Raw genomic sequence first — 16,557 nt, forward strand, 5'->3', positions numbered from 1 at the left:
CGATTCTTGTCTCGCCACCAGCAGCAGTTTTGACACCTCGTCACGGCTCGCGTACGGGCTTACGCCTGGCGTTCGTACGCGCGGCGAATGCCCGAGATGGCCTGTAGCTGATGCATCATCCCGTACTGCGTCGAGGTCGCGGCGGCGCCCTCCAGCAGCTTGAGCCCGCTATCGGCCGTGGCGGGGTCGGACAGCAGGAGGTGGCCGTGCGCGGTGTCGAGGCGAACGCGCTGCATGGGTGCGTCGCCGGGCCGGTGGTCGAGCGCCACCTGGAAGGCGACGCCGGCCTGGCTTAGGTCGCCATCACCACGGTGCGCCAAGGCCAGCTTCTGGAACGCCACCGACCAGTCCTGTGGCTCTTCGAGAGCCTCGAACTGCCGGATGGCGGGCTTGATGAAGGTGATGGCGTCCGCGTTCCGGCCCGCCTTGCTGAGCGCGGTCCCGACCCAGAGCTGAGCGCGGGTGCGGTCGCGGGCGTCGAGGCGAGTGTCCGTGGCCAGCTGCCGGTACTGCTCGGCGGCAGGCTCGTGGTTGCCGCCCATCTCGTCGAGGACAGCCAGCTGGAGTTCGAGCTGCGCGACCCGCCGGTCGGCACCGAGCTCGCGGAAGACCGCCATAGCGCGCCCGTAGCTCTGCCGGGCGGACATCGGTCCGGTGAGGACGCCTTGGTCCTGACGCAAATCACCGAGAAGCCGTAGCGACCGGCCGTAGAGGTAGAGCCCGCGGTCATCGCCGCTGGGGACCAGCCGGCCGGTCCAGCGATCCAGCAGGAGCTTCGCCAGGTCGAACTCCTGGCGGCCGAGGCAGACGGCGACTCGGTCCAGGTCGTCGGCCCAGGTTTCGTAGTCAGCGCTCGGACGGGACACCACGGCGGCGCCTTCGGCTAGCAGCTCTTCGAGGCCACGCGACGTGACGCCGAGCGCCTTTGCGAGTTTCGGCCGCTTGTACGGCAGCGGCTCCGATTTGCCGCGTTCCCACTGCCCGACGGTAGTTGTGTCGAGGCCCAGTTCGATGGCCAGCGTCTCCTGGGTGTAGCCAGCTGCCTTACGAGCCCGGATGAGCCCGTGGCGCCGCGTTCCCATGATTCACTCCCTAGATCACCGCCTGAGGTCGTCAGATTACCGCAGGTCAGATGGATGTACGCAAGATCTCCTACAGATTCGCCCCGGATGTACGCCCTGGTGATTCAGCTGGGCGACCCGCGAAGGTCGATTTCGGCACCCCGGTGGCTGGTCGACCACCTCGCTTCCCCCTCCGATGTGAGCCCCGGTCACCAGGGTGCCACCCAAGACCGGCGGCAACTGAAAACCATGACCTCGAAACCGAAATCAGACGACGAGCCAGCGCGCGGTCCCGAATGGCCGAACGAGGAAGACCTGGCTCTGTACGTGTTGCTCAGCCGCGTACTTCACGGGCTTCGTCACCTTCCTGAAGCTTCTTCAGCTGACCAACGTAAAAGCAAGGACCGAACGATGAACGCAACTCGCAAACCTGCCGTACTCGCCGTGAGCGTCGGACTGCGCGATGCGCGCGAGCGCCAGAAGATGGGGCTCCGCGAGTTGGCTCGCCTGCTGGGAATCAGCGCGCAGAAGCTGTCGAACGTGGAACTGGGGACAAACGTCCCCGAACCCACGCTGGTCGCCCAGATCCTCGGGTGCCTCCGAGTCAGCCGCGCCGAATTCGAGCAGGTCATGAAGATCGCCAAGCAGCTCGACGTCCCGAACTTCGTCGACCACACCGCGTCGCCACTGATCGATCTCTTGTGGACGTACGAGCAGCTTTCGAGCCGTATCGTGGAGTGGGCGCCATTCTGCATCCCGGACCTCCTGCTGCCACCACCGCCGCCCACTGCAGCTCGGGACGAGACCGCGGAGCAGTCCGAACGCCACGACCAGGAGCTGTTTCAGCGCCAGTGTCGTCGGCAGACGATGGAGCAAGGCGGACGCCGGTACGTCTTCTTGATCGGCGACGAGGCCCTGCGCATGGCCATCGACGAACCCGACGGCGCCGAGCAGATCAGGCAGCTCCGCGAAGCAGGACGCCGCCTCGACGTCACAATCCACATCGTCCACTCCGGTCCCGATTCCGCGGCAGCCTTCACGCTCTTCGAGGACGGCCCCAGGCCGATCGCCGTCGCGCTCAAGCACAGCCACTGCACGACGTACGGCACGGACAGGGACGTGCTGAACAAGTACCACGACACCGCGAGGGCACTGCTGGGGCGCGCCTTCGCCAAGCCGGTCACGATCGAGACCTGGCTCGATTCCCTCCAAACTCGGGCGTCGTGATGGTCGCCGCCGTCATCTACGTCGACCCGCAGACGATCCAGCCGGTCCTCAACGGCAAGTGGCATCGAATGGACCTCACTGCGGTTCCCCAGCCGGGAGAAGCTGTCACCATGCTCTGCGGCGAATCCGGCGAGGCGGAGTTCAAGCTTTCTGGTGAGGGTCGAAACAACCGCGTCCACCAGCAGTGCGAGCCCTGTGACGACGTCCTCCGGCAACGGAAGGGAATCCCGTCACGGCGCGATCGGATCGGCCGCTGTTGAAGGACTTTCAGAGTCGGGCAGCATGCTCTGGCCAGACGACCGTGACGCCCAGCCCCCGCTCCCTCGCGGCATCAACGACATCCGCGGTTCCGCCGTGGCCGCCGGACGGACCGCCGTCCCACACTGCCACCACCTTGTCCACGATGGACAGAACGTGCTCGCTGGCGGCCATGTAGGCGTCACGGTTCGACTCGGCGAACGGCATCGTGTGGACGCTCGCGTTCGCGATGAGGCTGTCGAACTCGGCCGCGTTGTCCGGCTTGACTTTGCGGTCGCGGTAGTCCGCCGCCGGCAGCACGACTTCGAGCGTCCCGCCCAGCTCCAGAACGACTCGGGCGAAGACCTGGTCGGCGCCGCGGGCCAGGCAGGTGACACCCACGAGATCGTCGCGCTGTTCCTTCAGGATCTCGCGGAGCTCGCCGGCCACGAGCTCGGCGGTGGCCGCGGTCAGGTTGGAGTGGCCGGTGATTCCGATGCGCACCACGGAGTTGTCCTCTTCCTAGACGGCGAGCTTCGCTGCGACGACCTCGCGGACGTCGCGCACGGCAGGAACCGTAGCGAACGCCCCTGCTTCCCGATGGAAGTCCCGAAGCTTGACCCCGACTCGCCCGGACGTCCACGGCACAGCATCAGGCAGGGCCATGCCGATCAACTCGGCGGCGCGTTCCGGCTCGCGGGTGATCAGGTGGCTGCGGGCGAGCCCGACGAGGTCGAAGACGCGGTTGCGGACCCGATCGGGATCGCGCAGGGCGATCGCGCGGCCGATGTAGTCCTGGGCTTCGGCCGCATGCCGGACGTCATGTCGCGACAGGTCGCGATAACGGGCTCCGGTGACGCCCATCAGCTCGGCTTCGTCCAAGCTCCTGACGGAGGGGGTTGCTGCGTCGCCGTCCCGAAGCCCCTCGCTGAAGTAGTCCTCGGCGAGCCGGACCGTCCGTCGGAACGCGGGTGCGTCACCGAGCTGGGCGTGTGCCCATGCCTCGCGGGTGGCCAGGACAGCGCGCAGCCGCGGGCTGGCCGTCCGGCGCGTGGCGTACTGCGCCAGTTGCACGACCTCCAGGCCGTCGGCCGGCCGGTCGAGGTCGAAGCAGTGGCGGGCCAGCGAGGCGAGAGCGACGGAGGCAAGCGCGTCATCGCTAGCGACGTGGGCCAGCTGAGCCGCCAGCTTGAAGTAGCGCTGCGCCGCGCCGTGCGCAGCTTCGTCCCAGGCCATCGTCGCGACGATGTCGGCGAGCTCGGCACCGATACGGAATGCGCGACGCGTCTCCGCGGTACCAGATGGAGCCTCCTTCAGACGGCGAAGGTGGGAGTCGAGCTGCGCCACGGCTGTCGAGCGTGCGACGGAGCCGCTGGCCGAACGCCAGCGACGAACGAACTGGACAAACTCTTCTGCCGAGGTCAGCTCGGCCACGGTGAACGCGGTCGACGTCCGCCGCGGCGCAGCCGCAACGGACGGCCAGAGGAACGGAGTCAGCTCGGCGGCCAGCGCCGAACCGGCCAGGACAGCAGCCGTCGCGAGCAGACTCCGGCGAGAGTCGGCATGAGGTCCTGTTCGGTCGCTGTGACCGCCCGGTCGACGACGACGTCGGACTGCCAAGCGGTGAACGACGACGGCACGACCGGGCTACTGGAACTCGTGGTGGCGGCGAAACCCAGGGCGGTGTCGTCCGACGCGCCCAAGACGTGCCGGAGAGCGGCTCGATAAGCCGCGCTCGGCCACCGCACAACGCCACGCTCGAGCTTTGCCACGTAGTGGGCGTCGAAGGGGTACCTGGTCTGAGTCGTTTCCCACAGCCAGCGCGTCACCCCGTCGGCGACATCGGCTCGGGATGCGTGTTCACCGGGCATGCTCGGCGAGGGCAGTCGTTCCCGCGCTGCCCTCAAGAGGCGATTCGGCTCTGGCACGTACCCCTCCCCGGTCACGCCGAGTGTAGCCATGCCTGCGCGTTGAGTCACCGCGTGAAGCCGATCTGCCCCGATCTGCCCCGCGCCTCCCCGCGACACCCCACAGCTTGGTCTCCCTCCCGACGTCAGAGCCGCCGAAGCTGAGTTCGTCCAGCGCTCCGAACCCCAGGAGAACTCGATGTCGATCACCATCAGCACGCACCGGACCGGGCGGTCCCTTGTCTCCGCAGACCTCTTCCAGCGCCTGACCAGTCGCATCGTCGCGGTGGAACGTTTCGAGCGCGACCTCGCCGAACGCATCCTGGACCAGGCGTTGGCGTTCCTCGCCGCGTGCGGCTCCAACATCGATGCCCCGCTCGCCCCGAGCGAGCTCGTCGACATCGGCTGGCACACCTTCATCCTCGACACCCACGAGTACGCCGCCTTCTGTGACCGCGTCGCCGGCCGGTTCCTCCACCACGTGCCCACCGACGGCCAGAACAGCGGGGAGTCACCGGCAGCCGTCCTCACCCGGACGACCACGGCAATGCGGCGGCTCGGCTTCTGCCTCGACGACGCGCTGTGGCCACGTACCGCGCTCGGCAGCTGCACGGGCTGTCACAATGGCTGCCACGAGGACCCGCCGCCGGTCGCGGCCTAGGAGGACGGACGCGATGTCGCGCAGCACCTGGGAAGCCTTGCCCGTCGCGGTGCGAACCGCGATCGAGCGCGAAGCCGGCCGGGTACAGGACGCCGTACTTCCCGACGCAGGCCGCAACTCCGACTTCTCCGCCACCCTGCACACCGAAACGGGCACCATCTTCTGCAAAGGCATCGCTGACGCGGACGGCGAGCGCGGCCGCATGCACCGCCACGAAGCCGCGGTCAACCCGCTCCTCCCGCCCGAGGTCGCTCCTCGACTGCGGTGGCGCACCGAGGCCGACGGCTGGCTTCTCCTCGGCTTCGAGCACTCGCCCGGCCAACACGTCGACCTCTCCCCAGGGTCCGCCGACCTGGGATCGGTGCGCGACGTCGTCACGGCGATGGCAGCCGGCCTGAGCACGGTGTCCGTCGACGCGCCGTCCCTGGCGGACCAGTGGGCCAGGCTGGCTGCCTGGCGACGTCTCGTCAAGGACGCTCCTGACGATCTCGATCCGTGGGCCCGAGACCACCTGGACGAGCTGACGAGCTGGGAGGCCATCGCGGTCGAGCACGTCGCAGGCAGCACGCTCGCTCACACCGACCTGCACGCCTTGAACCTGCTCAGCAACGAGGAGAAAGTCCAGATCGTCGACTGGGCCTGGTCGCGAAACGCCAATCCAGCAGTCGATCCGGCCTTCCTCGTCACCCGCCTTATCGAGGCCGGCCACGCTCCCGAAGCAGCTGAGACCTGGGCGGAGGAGCTGCCACTCTGGCAGCAGACTCCCGCTGAAACCACGACGGCTTTCGCGGTCGCGATCTGGGGCATCTGGGAGTACCTCGAACGCCACCAACCCCTGGCCCACCGCGCGGCCCTCACCGCGGCCGCCCGATCATGGGCTCGACACAGGCTCGCCCTCTGATCTCACCTGCTGCCGGTGATGACAAGGCGGGCCGCGCCGGCGCATGGCGATCCGGGCACGGAACGACTGCGCCACTGGACCGTCCGGTAGCGGCGCCGTCCACCTAAAGGACGGGGCACGGGCCACCGCGGCCGCCACCAGCGTGCGGCCGAAGCCGAGACGCCGGTACTCAGCCGCTACGTGGACGTAGTCCAGAGTGGCCGTTTGGCAGCTCGCACACGGACTGGCGGTCACGACGCCGACCTCAGTGCGGTCAAGACGGAGTTCGATCCGGCCAGCCAGCGTTCCCGCGGCCGATGGATGGGCGACGAGGACAAGCCCGTCGCCCGGGTCCGCGCCGGGCGCGTGCTGAACGGTGACGTCGAGGTGCGCCCACTCGGCGAGGTGCCGAGCCGCCGGATCACAGCCTTCCTGTGCGCGACAGACTTCGCACAGCGTGCCGTGCAGGCGGTAGCGATGGCTGTAGGGCTTGTGCTTGTCGTAGAGGTCCAGGTCGAGCCGATGGCCACGTAGACAGACGATAAGTCTGCTGGTCGCAGGCCGGACCCGAATCAGCCCACCAAACTCGCCACGCGCGCCTGATCGAACGGATCCGTCGACGTGGTGGTCGATCATCGGTCACCTCGTGACTGCCGCGACCAGTTCGAGTACGACTGCAACGTGCGGATCATCCAGCGACCTCGGTCAGCCCACGCCCGGCAGCTGCCTCGACAACGGCGATAGCGCCGTCTGGGCCTGGTAGCTGCAGCGCGACGGTGCGCGGCCGAACCGCAGCGCCGCGGCCACGGCTAGTCACGACAACCTGCCGGAACTCCAGGTGACCGAAGCCGTCGTCGGTGAGACCGCGCCACCGACGGTTCGACACACGCAGCTCAAGGTCGGCGTTGGGCCACGAGCTGGCAGCAAACAGGACAGCGCCTCGATTACGGACCCGTCCAGCCAGTCGGCGAGCCAGCTGCGGCTGCATGCCGCGTGCGACGGACGGGCCGAGCACCACCAAATCGAATCCGTCGATCAAGGCCGAGAGCACCGCGGCGGCCTCAGCCCCGGGATGGGGAATGAGAGCGAGCCGGTCGAGGTCTACGCCCAGCTCGGCCGCCGCCACGAGACCAGCCTCGGGCATGCCGGTGATCGCCGCCCACGATCCTTCGCTGGTCGCCTCGGCGAGCAAAGCGAAGACCAGCGCGGTCGAGCCCGTGACGGACACCGCGCTACCGCGCCGCAACCCGCCCGGCACCAGCTTGGTGAGTGCCGGCGCCAGCGGCAGGGATCCTGCAGGCGCCGAGGCATCCGGGTTCGGCTCGCCCAACTGTGCGGCTGTGCGAAGGCCGGGTATCGCCGCGAGCCCAGCGACTACCTCCGGTACCGCCACCCCACACCTCCAGCACCACGAACACGCGCCGGAGACGCCCACGCAGGGAAGTCGCGAGCGAACCCGAACCCATCGAACACTTGTTCGGATACTGCGGGTCAGGGTGGCCGCTGTCAAGTCGAGCCGGTCAAGCTCACCCCGCCGTGACTGCGCCGGCAACGCGCGACGCCCGCTTCCGCACCATCTGTCACCGACCACAGCGAACCCTCGAACATGAGTGCCGCAAGCTATCCTTCCGAGCCGACGGGCACTCACACTGCTCACGACGGCTTCCGAGGTGAACGACGTGGACGCAAAACGACTCTTCATCCATACGCTTCGAGACCTCGAAGAGCGGTCGCTGTCAACGGACGAATACACGATACTGATGTCGGCGGCCCTACTTCGGAAGTTGCTCTTCGATAACTTGCGGTTGGTCGACCAGGTCAACCGCACTCACGGGCTGAGGATCCAGTTCAGGATCAACGGCGTATCACCGTTCGAACATTTTCATTATGATAACCCTCCAATCTTCTACATCATTGAGGATGCCTTCGATCCCGATTCTCCTTTTGCCTTCAACCCTTACGAGGCGACGATGGATCAATTTGTCAACAGGCGGATCATGTACAGCAACGACAACTGGCTCACCGTCCGAGACGCGGTCAACTACTTCGCCAACACCGCCGGAGCAGTTCATCACGGGCCAGCCAAGAACGCACGACAGCAGGCAATGGATGCCGCTGCCGCCTTCTACGGCCGCCACGAACTTCCGGGCGCACTGCACCAGATGAAACAGATCGGACGGGTGACCGTCGAAGGCCTTGGCCCGCTTCGCGAAGCGGTTCTGGCGTCAGGCGAGGCGTCCTAGCGCTCAGCAAGCGTCGCAAGAAGCCGCCGGATACGGGCGAGACCGGCAACTCTTCGGAGCCGACGAACGTATTTATGGGGCGAATACCCCGTCCACCACGAGGTTCTGGCCATCCCAGAGACAGCGCGGGATCCCGTCGAACCACGTGGGAGCTGGACCGCGCAGTGGTTGCCACCCCGATTGACCCACTATCACCGCGGTGATCAGGCCGGGCAAACTGATGGCTGGCACGTTGCCAGGACGAATTTCCGTGTCCCCCCAACAAAGTCGCCACTCACGTTCCGCGAGCCAGTCCTCCAGTCCAGGGTTATAGGTGACCCGCCGGTCAAGCATGCGAACTGGAAGGTCATTCGTCGCCACCCTCTCCTGAGTGTCCATATACCAAACCGGTCGAAATCCCAGGTCAATCGCGGCATCGCGTTTGAGCACCACTGCCCACGGCTCATAGGGACCGCGACTGGTCACTCCGGTGCTGAACAAGGCAGCCAAGCCGGCACCGGAAACCTCGGACGTGCATACCACGGGTCCCCACGTACCGAAGGTCGAAAATCCCTGAATGAAGCCGCAGGTCAAAATCATGGCCAGCCGATCTTCGGGTTTCGCGGGGACACCAAGCGGAGGTGAGTGGATCCCGCGCGGCCGTCCGGTGAAGTGCACCAGGTACGGAGGGAGGTCAGGGTGCTGGCCCACCCCGAACTGCTGGACCACGGGCGCCCACCTCCGTCCGCGACTGACGATCACATCTCACTTGCGAGATAGATCGCGTCGGGCCTGCAAGAGGTTTCCACTCCCACTATTACGATCTGAGATACTCAAGGACCCAATGAACGTGCACAGCCGGCTCCTCGGCCACGTCGAGTTCGGGTACTCTACCGTCGCGCTGGGCGATGCGCTCGCGGACGCCGAGGGTGCTGAAACTGGCCGCGCGGTGCAGCGCGATCGAGGCCCGGTTCTCGTTGAAGATCGACGTCTGCAGCGTCCAGAGCCCGGCGGTGTCAGCTTTGGTGACTTGCGTGCGGATCAGCGCCTTGCCGCTGCATCCCACCTCCGACGCTGTCACCACCACGATCTTCTCCACCACCGAAACTCGCCGCGGCGCGCACCTTCGCGCTGGAGCGGGCGCGGAATGGCGGGCTCGGGCCGGAGCGGCTCAGCGAAGTCGAACTCATCGTCGACGAACTCGTCACGAACAGCCTGCTCCACGCCGCAAGCCCCGCCGAACTGAGCGTCTGACGCGACGCCGAGCACGTGATCTGCCAGGTCGCCGACCAGGGCCGGTTGACCGATCCCCTTCTCGGCCGCCATCCGGCGCCCGCTAACCAGCTCGGCGGCCGCGGCCTCTTCCTGGTCCACGCCCTCGCCGACCTTGTCCGCGTCCACACCAGCGAGCAAGGCACCACGATCCGCGTCTATCACAGCAGCCCGGCGTTGTGCAGTTGCAGGAGGACAGCGGTCAGGCCCGTTGCGCCAGTCGCGGTACCCCAGACCAGCTTCAGAACCCGAAACGCGTCATCGCGACGCTGCTTGTCCTGGCCGGATAAGGATATATGTGCCGAGTAGGTGACAAGTAGGGCAACAAGAATGGCGTAGCCGCCGAAGATCGTGGACAGCAAGACACAAGCTCCTCACTCATGGCCTGCAGGGTCCACCCATCTCCCAATTCGTGCTCATGTTAGCCGAAGATTAGGAGCACCTCTCGGGGAGCCTGTGCCACCCTGCTTCGCTCGCTGGCCCGTCGTGACTGATGAGGAGTTCACCCTCGCACGACATGGCGGGCCATCAGAAGGCCATGCAGGTGCCGCGAGGGTGCCACAGCAACCCGCCAAGTGTTGCTCGATTGTTGTCATGAAAGTCAAGCTTCGAGCCGATCGTCGACCCACTCCAGAGACCGGTGGCTCATCGGACTGACCCCAATCCGCCCAGGCTCGGCTGCGGGGGCTGCCGGCAGTCGAGGGCGGACTGTTCTGATTGCCCTCGCACGGACGACCCCGGGTGTGGCGGCGCCGGAACTGTCGGGGTGTCGTGGCATTCTCCGGCGATGCAGAAGAAACAGTTGCTCGAGTACGCCGAGGAGCTGGCGGGCCGTCTTCGCCAGAACATGGTCTGGGAGACCAACAGCCCCGGCCGCGGCTATTGGAAGACCCAAGAGCAGGGCGAGCTGTTCAAGCTGGTCGCCGTCGCGACCGAAGCCCGGGAGTTCCTGCGCGTCTATGCCGGGCCAGACAGCCACTGGCTGGCCCAGGCCGAGCAGCTCTACCTCAACCACGGCGAGAACCAGTCCCGGGAAACCGGGATCCGGGCCATCGGCAATCTGCTCGAAGCGTGGTGCCAGCAAGTGCGCCACGGCGTGATCGAGATCGTCGGTGAACGCGCGCTCGACGAGATCGCCGGCACCCGCACCGACCTGATGGGCCAGGTGCGGCAACTGCTGGAGGACCGGCAGAGCCACCCGGCTGCAGCGATCGTGCTCTGCGGGGCCGCCCTGGAGATCGCGTTGCGCGCGCTGGCCGACGCCAAGAACGTCCCCTACCCTGATCGGCCCGGCATCAGCAACCTCGCCAAGGCCCTTCGCACTGCCGGGCTGCTCACCGTCCAGGACGTCAAGGACTTGGACGCCTACGGTGGCATGCGCAACCTCGCCGCACACGGCCAATTCGACACGCTCAGCCCTGAACGCGCCGGCCTGATGGAGCAGGGGACCAACCAGATGCTGCGGCGGCTCGCCGAGATCCAAGCCGGACCCGATCCGGAACCAGAGTCGAGCGCGATCGGTCGTGAGCGCTGACGTCGCCGTTGGCGCGACCCCCGATGAGCAGCACCTGAACAGCCGAGCCAGCGCGGTAACCGATCACGGACGGCCAGTCGCAACGACTGGCTCGTTCTCGCGTCTTACCACCGCCACGAGATCCGGCGACGTCACTGCTCCGACCCGAAGCTGCTTCCGCAGGGTCTCCGCAGAGATGGGGCGTCGGTGACGGCGCCAGTGTTCAGCGTCCGCTTGCCGGGCGCACTCCAGGAGTTCCTCGCGGAGCGCGGCAGCCCCGGGACTACTGGTGCTTCCTGCTTGCCGAACTGCGGCCGCCTCGAGTCCGGCACATCCTGCTCGAGGCTGCCGCTCACCAAGTCCGCGGGCGAGGACCCAACTCGCGGTACCGACTGCAGATCGGAACTCGCAGCGGTCAGCGCGCGAATGAGGCCTGGACCCGCTTCAGCCCATCCGATCAGCAGGAGCGGACCTACCGAGTCGAACGCGGCCTTGCCCCACTGACCAGCGAATACCGGGTCAGCGATGTTCAACAGCAGGGTCACGACGCTCGCCGCCAGCAGTAGGCGGCGCGCTGGCCGCAACACATCATCGCCGGCCCCGGACAGGGCCAGATGCCGCGTACCAACGAGTAACCCCAGCAGCGTCAAGTCGACTGCAGGCGCCACCAGCGCCGGCACCTGCAACTTCAACGCCAGGTCCAGCACATTCCCGAAGCCGAACAGGAAACGTGAGACCGATGACCAACCCCATAATGATCGTGACAAACCGGGCAACCACCTGCGAGCTGGCGCTCATGACGGGTTACCGCCAGAGCCAGGCAGCTCGAAGCTCGCCTCGACCATCAACTTGCCGATGTAAAGACCCTGGTCAGACCCGTTCCCATCCTTCGATAGTCCTGCCGAGGGCTCGAACCTGCGCATGTTGTTCACCGCGCGCTCCCCCCGCGGCCGACGCTCCATCACCAAGCCGCACGTCGCCGCGGATTAGCAGCCCGTCAGGCAGGACGATTGGTGTGATTGCCGCCGGGATCTCACCCGGGGATCCGACTGGCACTTTGGCTGCAGTGTCCCTCCTCTCGGGCGGGGAGGGACGCCATTAACCAGCCGCTTTCGGGCGATCGGTCGCACCGATTTGTTCCGACCAACCTCATGCAAGCGGGTGGGGCTCTCCGGTGAGCGCGGCCAGCGCGGCGGCGACTTCCTGGAGGCTGGCCCGCACGTACGTTGTTGTGGTTCCGGCGTCGCCGGCTGAGTCGGCGTGTCCGGCGTAGGCGCGTGCGACGGCGTAGCCGAAGTTGCGCTCCACCCACGTCAACGTGGTGTGGCGCAACCAGTGAGTCGAAATCTGCTGCGTGGTCACCCACGGCAGGTGCTTGCTGAGCCGGGTCCAGAGGTGGTCGTAGCGGCGGGTGGTGATCGGCCGGCCGTCGGCGTAGCGCAGCAGTTGACCGTCGCGTGGGGCGCCGCGCTCGGCGGCGTGCCGGACCAGGTGCGCCATCAGTGTCGGCGAGACCGGTTGCCAGCGAACCGTCTCCCCCTTCTCCCGTAGGAAGATCAGGCACTGGTCCGGGTCGAGGTCTTGCGGCCGGAGCGCGAGTGCGCCGCCGCGGCGGCAGGCGGTCTCGGCGTGCAGCCGCAACAGCAGGCTGTCCAACGCCGGGTCGTTGCCGGTCGTGGCGGCGGTCTCATTGATCTCGGCCAGCCGGGTATCGGCCACCGCCCGCCGGGTCGAGGGCAGGCGGCGGGGTTTGGCGACCTTGGCCGCCGGGTTGTCGGCGGCGTCGATCAGCTTGTCGTCTTCGGCGTGCCGGTAGAGGCAGCGCAACGCGGCGATCAAGTGCTCGCCGGCACTACGTCCGCCGCGGGCGTTGCGCCGGGCCACGACGTTGAGCTTCACGTGCTCCACTAGCTGCTTGATCTCCGAGGGAGTCGGCTCGTCGAGGTGGCGGTGTCCCCAGTGCTCGGCGATGCGGTTCCAGTAGGAGCCGTACACGCGGCGGGTGCCGTCGGTGACGGCAGCCGAGACGGTCGGGATGTACTCCGCGAACGTCGGCACCGGCGGCCGGGTGGCAGGTTCGGCGAGAAGGTCTTCGGGCGAGACGCCCATCCGGGCCAGCAGCAGCCGCGCGGCGTCCAACTCGGCTGCGCTCGCGGCCGAGGTCTGCGCGGTCATCCGAGATCACCGCCGAGCAGCTCGGCGTGGCGTGCGGCGAGCAGGTCGTCGAGCACGGCCGGTGGGTGCACGATCAGCACGTCCCGCCCGGGATCGGCGGCCAGCAGGACACGATCCCCGGGGATGAGGCCACAGCAGTGCCGGGCAGCAGCGGGCAGCCGCAGGTACCCCTGGTTGGTCATGCTGAAGAGGCCGTGCACGTCAGGGCGGATGACGAGTAGGCCGTGGGACTCGTGGATATGTAGGCGGCCGCCGGGCTGCCAGCCAAGGGCGGCAATGATCGCGTGATCGGCCACGCGGCCCCGGCAGTCAACGGCCGCCAGCCCGTACACGACGCTGCTCGAGCGCGGCGTCGGAACGACCGGCAGCGGCAGCGTTCGCCGACCTGTTTGTGGACCAGCCGGTGCGGCTGGGGGACGTCCGCCGTCAGGAACGGCCGGGAAGACCAGCGGCTTGATCACAGCGCCGGTCATGACGACCACCGCCACTGAAGGCGGGGCAACTGAAAGAGCGCTTGATCAGCTTGTTGAAGTGCGTTCGAGCACTGGTACGTCAGATGTGGCAGGCCTGCCACGAATATGTGTCCGAGGGGGGACTTGAACCCCCACGCCCGTTAAGGGCACTAGCACCTCAAGCTAGCGCGTCTGCCATTCCGCCACTCGGACCTGCTGAAGAAAGAGTATACGGCGCCTCCGGCACCCCGTTCAGGGGGGTCTGGATCGCCCCCTCGGCGCCCTCTGGCATCATCGGTCGGTTTCGGTCTGGCTGCATCGATTCAGCGAACAGGCGCACCGGCTCCTGGTAGCCGTACGCGTCCGGGCCTGCCAGCTCCAGCAAGTGTGCGTCCACCAGGGATTCCAGGAGGATCGTCGTGTCTCGGGGTGGTAGGTCCAGGACCTCCGATGCCGTCGTCGTCGAGAAGTGGGGGAATGCCGACAGCCGCTCGAATGCGTGCTTCTGCCAGGGGGTCAGGTCCGCTATCGCCGACTCGTACGGCCTCTCTATCGCCTGGCACTCCGGGGGCCTTGCCGGCGCTCCCGGGGCTGGGCGGCCCACCCTCTGCAACGCCTCCGCCATCGTCCACTCCGGGCGGGATGCCAACCTCTCGCCGATCGCCTGGAGGACCTGCGGGAGACCCGCTGTTCGCGACGCCAGTACCTGCGTCTCCCGCGCGGAAGCGGCCACTCTGTCCTGGCCCACCAAGCGCGCCAGCAGGGTTACCGACTCCTGGACGCTCAGACCATCCAGCTTCGTCCAGTGGGCGTGCGGTACGTCGTACAGCCGCCGGCGGGCTGTGATCACCACTGCCGGGCCTCCTGCGCCCGGGAGGAGGGAACGGACGTCGTCGCCGGGGCGGGCGTTGTCCAGGATCACCAGGACCCTGCGGCCTGACGTGCGGGTTCGCCACAACGATGCCCGCTCGCTCGCCGACGCCGGGAGGTCCGTCACGCCGATTCCGTGCAGCAGCTCGGACAGCGGGTCCGGCGACTCCGCCAGGTCCAGGAACAGCCGGCCGTCCGGGAAGTCCACCGTGTGGCCGACGTGGACCGCCAGCGTTGTCTTGCCGATCGCCGCCAGGCCCTCGATGCCGATCACCGGGAGCGGTGCGCGCGGGCTGGTCAGTGCCTCGGACAGCGCGGACGTGAGCGACGCGCGGCCGACGAACTCCGGGAGGTCCGGCGGCAGCTGGGAGGGGCGGGACACCGACGGCGCCAGCGACGGGTCCGCCGCCAGGATGCGGCGCTGCATCTCCCGCAGCTCCGGCCCCGGGTCGAGGCCCAGTTCGGACTCCAGCAGGCGCTGCGTCGACGTGAACAGCTCCAGCGCCTCGGCCTGGCGACCGGCGCGGTACAGCGCCAGCATCTGCAGCTCGCGCGGCCGCTCGCGCAACGGCTGCTCGGCGATCAGATCGCTCAGGTCGACGTGCCGACCGGCCGCGATGTCCGCCGCCGCCAAGTCCTCACGGGCCGTGAAGTGCAGCTGGGTCAGGCGCTCGCGGGCCGCCTCCGCGTACTCGCCGTTCACTCCGGACAGCGGCGTGCCGTGCCACAGTGCCAGAGCGTCGCGCGGCGAAGACAAAAGGCGCTCGAACTCCGCGACGTCCGAAGTGCCCGTGCGGATCGCGTAGCCGCCTCCGACCGACTCGATGGGGACGCCGGCGTGCCGCAGGCGGGACACGTACGAGCGCACCATGCCGACCGCCGCCCGCGGCTCCGCGCCGCCCCACAACGCCGTGACCAGCTGGGATGGCGACAACGGCGTGCCTTCCTGCAGGAGCAGCACCGCCAGGGCCGCCCGTTGCCGGGGCGGGCCCAGCTCGAGCTCGACGTCGCCGCGCCACGCCCGGACCGGGCCGAGGACTTCGAACCGCACCGCATCGGTCACGCAGAGCGCAACCGGCGGCCGCGGACCGGTATTCCGTCACAGCCCCTCGAAGGCCTCCCGCCGCGAAGCGAGCCAGGTCGCGAAGTCCTGCAGCCGCGGGTTCAGCTTCCGCACCGCCTCCGGGTCGCGCGCGCCGGCGAACGCGGCTTCGTGCTCGGCGTAGTAGAAGAACATGTTCGACAGGTCGTCCGCGCCCGGGAAACCCGCCGATCGCAGGTCTTCGACGCTCATCGGCCGGTAGGCGACCTCGATGCCGAGCTCCTTGGCGAACGCCGCCGCGTACTGCTCGCCGGTCAGGTTCTCCCCCGAGATGCTGATCGTCTCGCCGGCCAGCGACGGCCCTTGCGCGAAGACGCCGAACGCCGTCCGGCCGATGTCCTCCGCCGCGATGCCCGGCAGCGTCCGGTCGGCCATCGGCAGGTGCAGCGCGACGACGCCGTCGTCGTCGCGGACCGGGCGGAAGAAGTCGAGGAAGGCCTCGAAGTAGAACGTCGTCGATAGGAACGTCGTCGGCACACCCGCCTCGACGAAGAACGCCTCCGCCTCGGCCTTGCTGTCGAAGTGCGGGACCTTGTACCGCTCGTGCAGTGTCGGGACGCGGTCGTCGCGCAGGTGCAGGCGGGTGTCGGGCAGGGTCGACCAGATCACGTGCCGCAGGCCCGTGGCCTTCGCCGCCGCGGCCATCGCGCGCGCCTGCTGCTGTTCGCGCTCGACGGAGTTGTACTCCCAAAACGCCGTGACGAGGTAGGCGCCGTACGCGCCTTCGAAGGCCTTCGTGAGGCTGGCTTCGTCGTCCAGGTCGGCCGCGACGACTTCGGCGCCGCGGGCGGCCAGCGCCCGCGCGGCCGCGGAGTCCGGGTTGCGCGTGATCGCCCGCAGTGCGAACCGCCGCTCCGGGTCGTCGAGGATCGCGCGGGCCAGGCCACCGCCCTGCTGGCCGGTGGCGCCGACGACGGCGATGATCTTCGGGTCGGACATCGGGAACCTCCTGGGATCGGGCCGGTGCGTCCGGCCACC

Annotated in this window: 21 protein-coding genes and 1 tRNA gene; 7 read left to right on the plus strand and 15 right to left on the minus strand. The window is 67.9% G+C overall.

The features are described from left to right. Positions 1-59 precede the first annotated feature (59 nt). The gene (locus tag ABFJ78_RS37650; RefSeq protein ID WP_436392204.1) at positions 60-1,082 is read right to left on the minus strand and encodes a helix-turn-helix transcriptional regulator; all 1,023 of its coding nucleotides are present in this window, start codon (positions 1,080-1,082) and stop codon (positions 60-62) included. Positions 1,083-1,169: 87 nt separating this feature from the next. Between ABFJ78_RS37650 and ABFJ78_RS37655 the strand changes: the two genes are divergently transcribed. Continuing rightward, positions 1,170-2,288 (plus strand): Scr1 family TA system antitoxin-like transcriptional regulator, encoded by a 1,119-nt coding sequence (locus ABFJ78_RS37655; RefSeq protein ID WP_436392205.1) that lies wholly within the window; start codon positions 1,170-1,172, stop codon positions 2,286-2,288. Beyond that, positions 2,288-2,548, plus strand: a complete 261-nt coding sequence (locus tag ABFJ78_RS37660) for a hypothetical protein (RefSeq protein WP_436392331.1) — start codon at positions 2,288-2,290, stop codon at positions 2,546-2,548. Before ABFJ78_RS37655 ends, ABFJ78_RS37660 begins: the two co-directional genes overlap by 1 nt. Before the next feature lie 7 nt (positions 2,549-2,555). On the opposite strand, the gene ABFJ78_RS37665 is transcribed toward ABFJ78_RS37660, so the two are convergent. Genes ABFJ78_RS37665 through ABFJ78_RS37675 form a run of 3 tightly spaced genes read right to left on the minus strand, consistent with a single transcriptional unit; the run spans position 2,556 to position 4,273 of the window. Then, positions 2,556-3,032: a hypothetical protein gene (locus tag ABFJ78_RS37665; RefSeq protein ID WP_436392206.1), complete on the minus strand. Its 477-nt coding sequence runs from the start codon at positions 3,030-3,032 to the stop codon at positions 2,556-2,558. Between the two features lie 15 nt (positions 3,033-3,047). Continuing rightward, entirely contained in the window at positions 3,048-3,959 is a 912-nt protein-coding gene (locus ABFJ78_RS37670) for a hypothetical protein (protein WP_436392207.1), read from the minus strand. 59 nt (positions 3,960-4,018) lie between these two features. Next, positions 4,019-4,273, minus strand: a complete 255-nt coding sequence (locus ABFJ78_RS37675; protein ID WP_436392208.1) for a hypothetical protein — start codon at positions 4,271-4,273, stop codon at positions 4,019-4,021. 358 nt (positions 4,274-4,631) lie between these two features. Between ABFJ78_RS37675 and ABFJ78_RS37680 the strand changes: the two genes are divergently transcribed. Both ABFJ78_RS37680 and ABFJ78_RS37685 read left to right on the plus strand, forming a co-directional pair. After that, positions 4,632-5,093, plus strand: coding sequence for a glycine-rich domain-containing protein (locus ABFJ78_RS37680; protein WP_436392209.1), 462 nt, complete (start codon positions 4,632-4,634; stop codon positions 5,091-5,093). 13 nt (positions 5,094-5,106) lie between these two features. Next, entirely contained in the window at positions 5,107-5,994 is an 888-nt protein-coding gene (locus ABFJ78_RS37685) for a phosphotransferase family protein (RefSeq protein WP_436392210.1), read from the plus strand. Here the strand turns inward: ABFJ78_RS37685 and ABFJ78_RS37690 are convergent. Both ABFJ78_RS37690 and ABFJ78_RS37695 read right to left on the minus strand, forming a co-directional pair. Further along, positions 5,965-6,609, minus strand: a complete 645-nt coding sequence (locus ABFJ78_RS37690) for a GNAT family N-acetyltransferase (protein WP_436392211.1) — start codon at positions 6,607-6,609, stop codon at positions 5,965-5,967. The two genes, ABFJ78_RS37685 and ABFJ78_RS37690, sit on opposite strands and share 30 nt — an antisense overlap. Positions 6,610-6,661: 52 nt before the next feature. Further along, positions 6,662-7,303, minus strand: a complete 642-nt coding sequence (locus tag ABFJ78_RS37695; protein ID WP_436392212.1) for a hypothetical protein — start codon at positions 7,301-7,303, stop codon at positions 6,662-6,664. A gap of 349 nt (positions 7,304-7,652) precedes the next feature. Between ABFJ78_RS37695 and ABFJ78_RS37700 the strand changes: the two genes are divergently transcribed. Continuing rightward, the gene (locus ABFJ78_RS37700; protein ID WP_436392213.1) at positions 7,653-8,216 is read left to right on the plus strand and encodes a hypothetical protein; all 564 of its coding nucleotides are present in this window, start codon (positions 7,653-7,655) and stop codon (positions 8,214-8,216) included. A gap of 72 nt (positions 8,217-8,288) precedes the next feature. Here the strand turns inward: ABFJ78_RS37700 and ABFJ78_RS37705 are convergent, their stop codons facing one another. The 3 genes from ABFJ78_RS37705 to ABFJ78_RS37715 all read right to left on the minus strand — a co-directional run bounded on the left by ABFJ78_RS37705 (position 8,289) and on the right by ABFJ78_RS37715 (position 9,596). After that, positions 8,289-8,924: a hypothetical protein gene (locus ABFJ78_RS37705; RefSeq protein ID WP_436392214.1), complete on the minus strand. Its 636-nt coding sequence runs from the start codon at positions 8,922-8,924 to the stop codon at positions 8,289-8,291. Between the two features lie 88 nt (positions 8,925-9,012). Next, positions 9,013-9,297 carry an N-acetyltransferase family protein gene (locus ABFJ78_RS37710; RefSeq protein WP_436392215.1) on the minus strand — a complete coding sequence of 95 codons (285 nt, stop codon included), beginning with the start codon at positions 9,295-9,297 and terminating at the stop codon, positions 9,013-9,015. Further along, on the minus strand, positions 9,273-9,596 hold the full coding sequence (locus tag ABFJ78_RS37715) for a hypothetical protein (protein ID WP_436392335.1): 324 nt from the start codon (positions 9,594-9,596) through the stop codon (positions 9,273-9,275). Before ABFJ78_RS37715 ends, ABFJ78_RS37710 begins: the two co-directional genes overlap by 25 nt. On the opposite strand from ABFJ78_RS37715, the gene ABFJ78_RS37720 reads away from it, so the two are divergent. Both ABFJ78_RS37720 and ABFJ78_RS37725 read left to right on the plus strand, forming a co-directional pair. Beyond that, on the plus strand, positions 9,495-9,776 hold the full coding sequence (locus tag ABFJ78_RS37720; protein WP_436392332.1) for a hypothetical protein: 282 nt from the start codon (positions 9,495-9,497) through the stop codon (positions 9,774-9,776). The genes ABFJ78_RS37715 and ABFJ78_RS37720 overlap by 102 nt on opposite strands. A gap of 478 nt (positions 9,777-10,254) precedes the next feature. Further along, positions 10,255-11,001 (plus strand): hypothetical protein, encoded by a 747-nt coding sequence (locus ABFJ78_RS37725; RefSeq protein WP_436392216.1) that lies wholly within the window; start codon positions 10,255-10,257, stop codon positions 10,999-11,001. 131 nt (positions 11,002-11,132) lie between these two features. Here the strand turns inward: ABFJ78_RS37725 and ABFJ78_RS37730 are convergent, their stop codons facing one another. The 6 genes from ABFJ78_RS37730 to ABFJ78_RS37755 form a co-directional block, all read right to left on the minus strand. Further along, positions 11,133-11,687 (minus strand): hypothetical protein, encoded by a 555-nt coding sequence (locus ABFJ78_RS37730; protein ID WP_436392217.1) that lies wholly within the window; start codon positions 11,685-11,687, stop codon positions 11,133-11,135. A 442-nt stretch (positions 11,688-12,129) separates the two neighbouring features. Then, positions 12,130-13,155, minus strand: coding sequence for a tyrosine-type recombinase/integrase (locus ABFJ78_RS37735; RefSeq protein ID WP_436392218.1), 1,026 nt, complete (start codon positions 13,153-13,155; stop codon positions 12,130-12,132). After that, positions 13,152-13,628 (minus strand): AbrB/MazE/SpoVT family DNA-binding domain-containing protein, encoded by a 477-nt coding sequence (locus ABFJ78_RS37740; protein ID WP_436392219.1) that lies wholly within the window; start codon positions 13,626-13,628, stop codon positions 13,152-13,154. Before ABFJ78_RS37740 ends, ABFJ78_RS37735 begins: the two co-directional genes overlap by 4 nt. A 108-nt stretch (positions 13,629-13,736) precedes the next feature. Next, positions 13,737-13,820 (minus strand) — tRNA-Leu (locus ABFJ78_RS37745). Next, the gene (locus ABFJ78_RS37750; RefSeq protein WP_436392220.1) at positions 13,786-15,540 is read right to left on the minus strand and encodes a BTAD domain-containing putative transcriptional regulator; all 1,755 of its coding nucleotides are present in this window, start codon (positions 15,538-15,540) and stop codon (positions 13,786-13,788) included. The genes ABFJ78_RS37745 and ABFJ78_RS37750 overlap by 35 nt, the downstream gene beginning before the upstream one ends. A gap of 36 nt (positions 15,541-15,576) precedes the next feature. Continuing rightward, positions 15,577-16,518 carry an NmrA/HSCARG family protein gene (locus ABFJ78_RS37755; RefSeq protein ID WP_436392221.1) on the minus strand — a complete coding sequence of 314 codons (942 nt, stop codon included), beginning with the start codon at positions 16,516-16,518 and terminating at the stop codon, positions 15,577-15,579. Positions 16,519-16,557 lie beyond the last annotated feature (39 nt).

The sequence above is a fragment of the Amycolatopsis sp. MEPSY49 genome (assembly GCF_051337345.1).
In the GTDB taxonomy this organism is placed as follows: Bacteria; Actinomycetota; Actinomycetes; order Mycobacteriales; family Pseudonocardiaceae; genus Amycolatopsis.

Coding starts and splice junctions, on each gene's coding strand:
- ABFJ78_RS37650 (WP_436392204.1), bottom strand. CDS start 1,082: ATGGGAACGCGGCGCCACGGGCTCATCCGGGCTCGTAAGGCAGCTGGC.
- ABFJ78_RS37655 (WP_436392205.1), top strand. CDS start 1,170: ATGTACGCCCTGGTGATTCAGCTGGGCGACCCGCGAAGGTCGATTTCG.
- ABFJ78_RS37660 (WP_436392331.1), top strand. CDS start 2,288: ATGGTCGCCGCCGTCATCTACGTCGACCCGCAGACGATCCAGCCGGTC.
- ABFJ78_RS37680 (WP_436392209.1), top strand. CDS start 4,632: ATGTCGATCACCATCAGCACGCACCGGACCGGGCGGTCCCTTGTCTCC.
- ABFJ78_RS37685 (WP_436392210.1), top strand. CDS start 5,107: ATGTCGCGCAGCACCTGGGAAGCCTTGCCCGTCGCGGTGCGAACCGCG.
- ABFJ78_RS37690 (WP_436392211.1), bottom strand. CDS start 6,609: ATGATCGACCACCACGTCGACGGATCCGTTCGATCAGGCGCGCGTGGC.
- ABFJ78_RS37725 (WP_436392216.1), top strand. CDS start 10,255: ATGCAGAAGAAACAGTTGCTCGAGTACGCCGAGGAGCTGGCGGGCCGT.
- ABFJ78_RS37735 (WP_436392218.1), bottom strand. CDS start 13,155: ATGACCGCGCAGACCTCGGCCGCGAGCGCAGCCGAGTTGGACGCCGCG.
- ABFJ78_RS37740 (WP_436392219.1), bottom strand. CDS start 13,628: ATGACCGGCGCTGTGATCAAGCCGCTGGTCTTCCCGGCCGTTCCTGAC.
- ABFJ78_RS37755 (WP_436392221.1), bottom strand. CDS start 16,518: ATGTCCGACCCGAAGATCATCGCCGTCGTCGGCGCCACCGGCCAGCAG.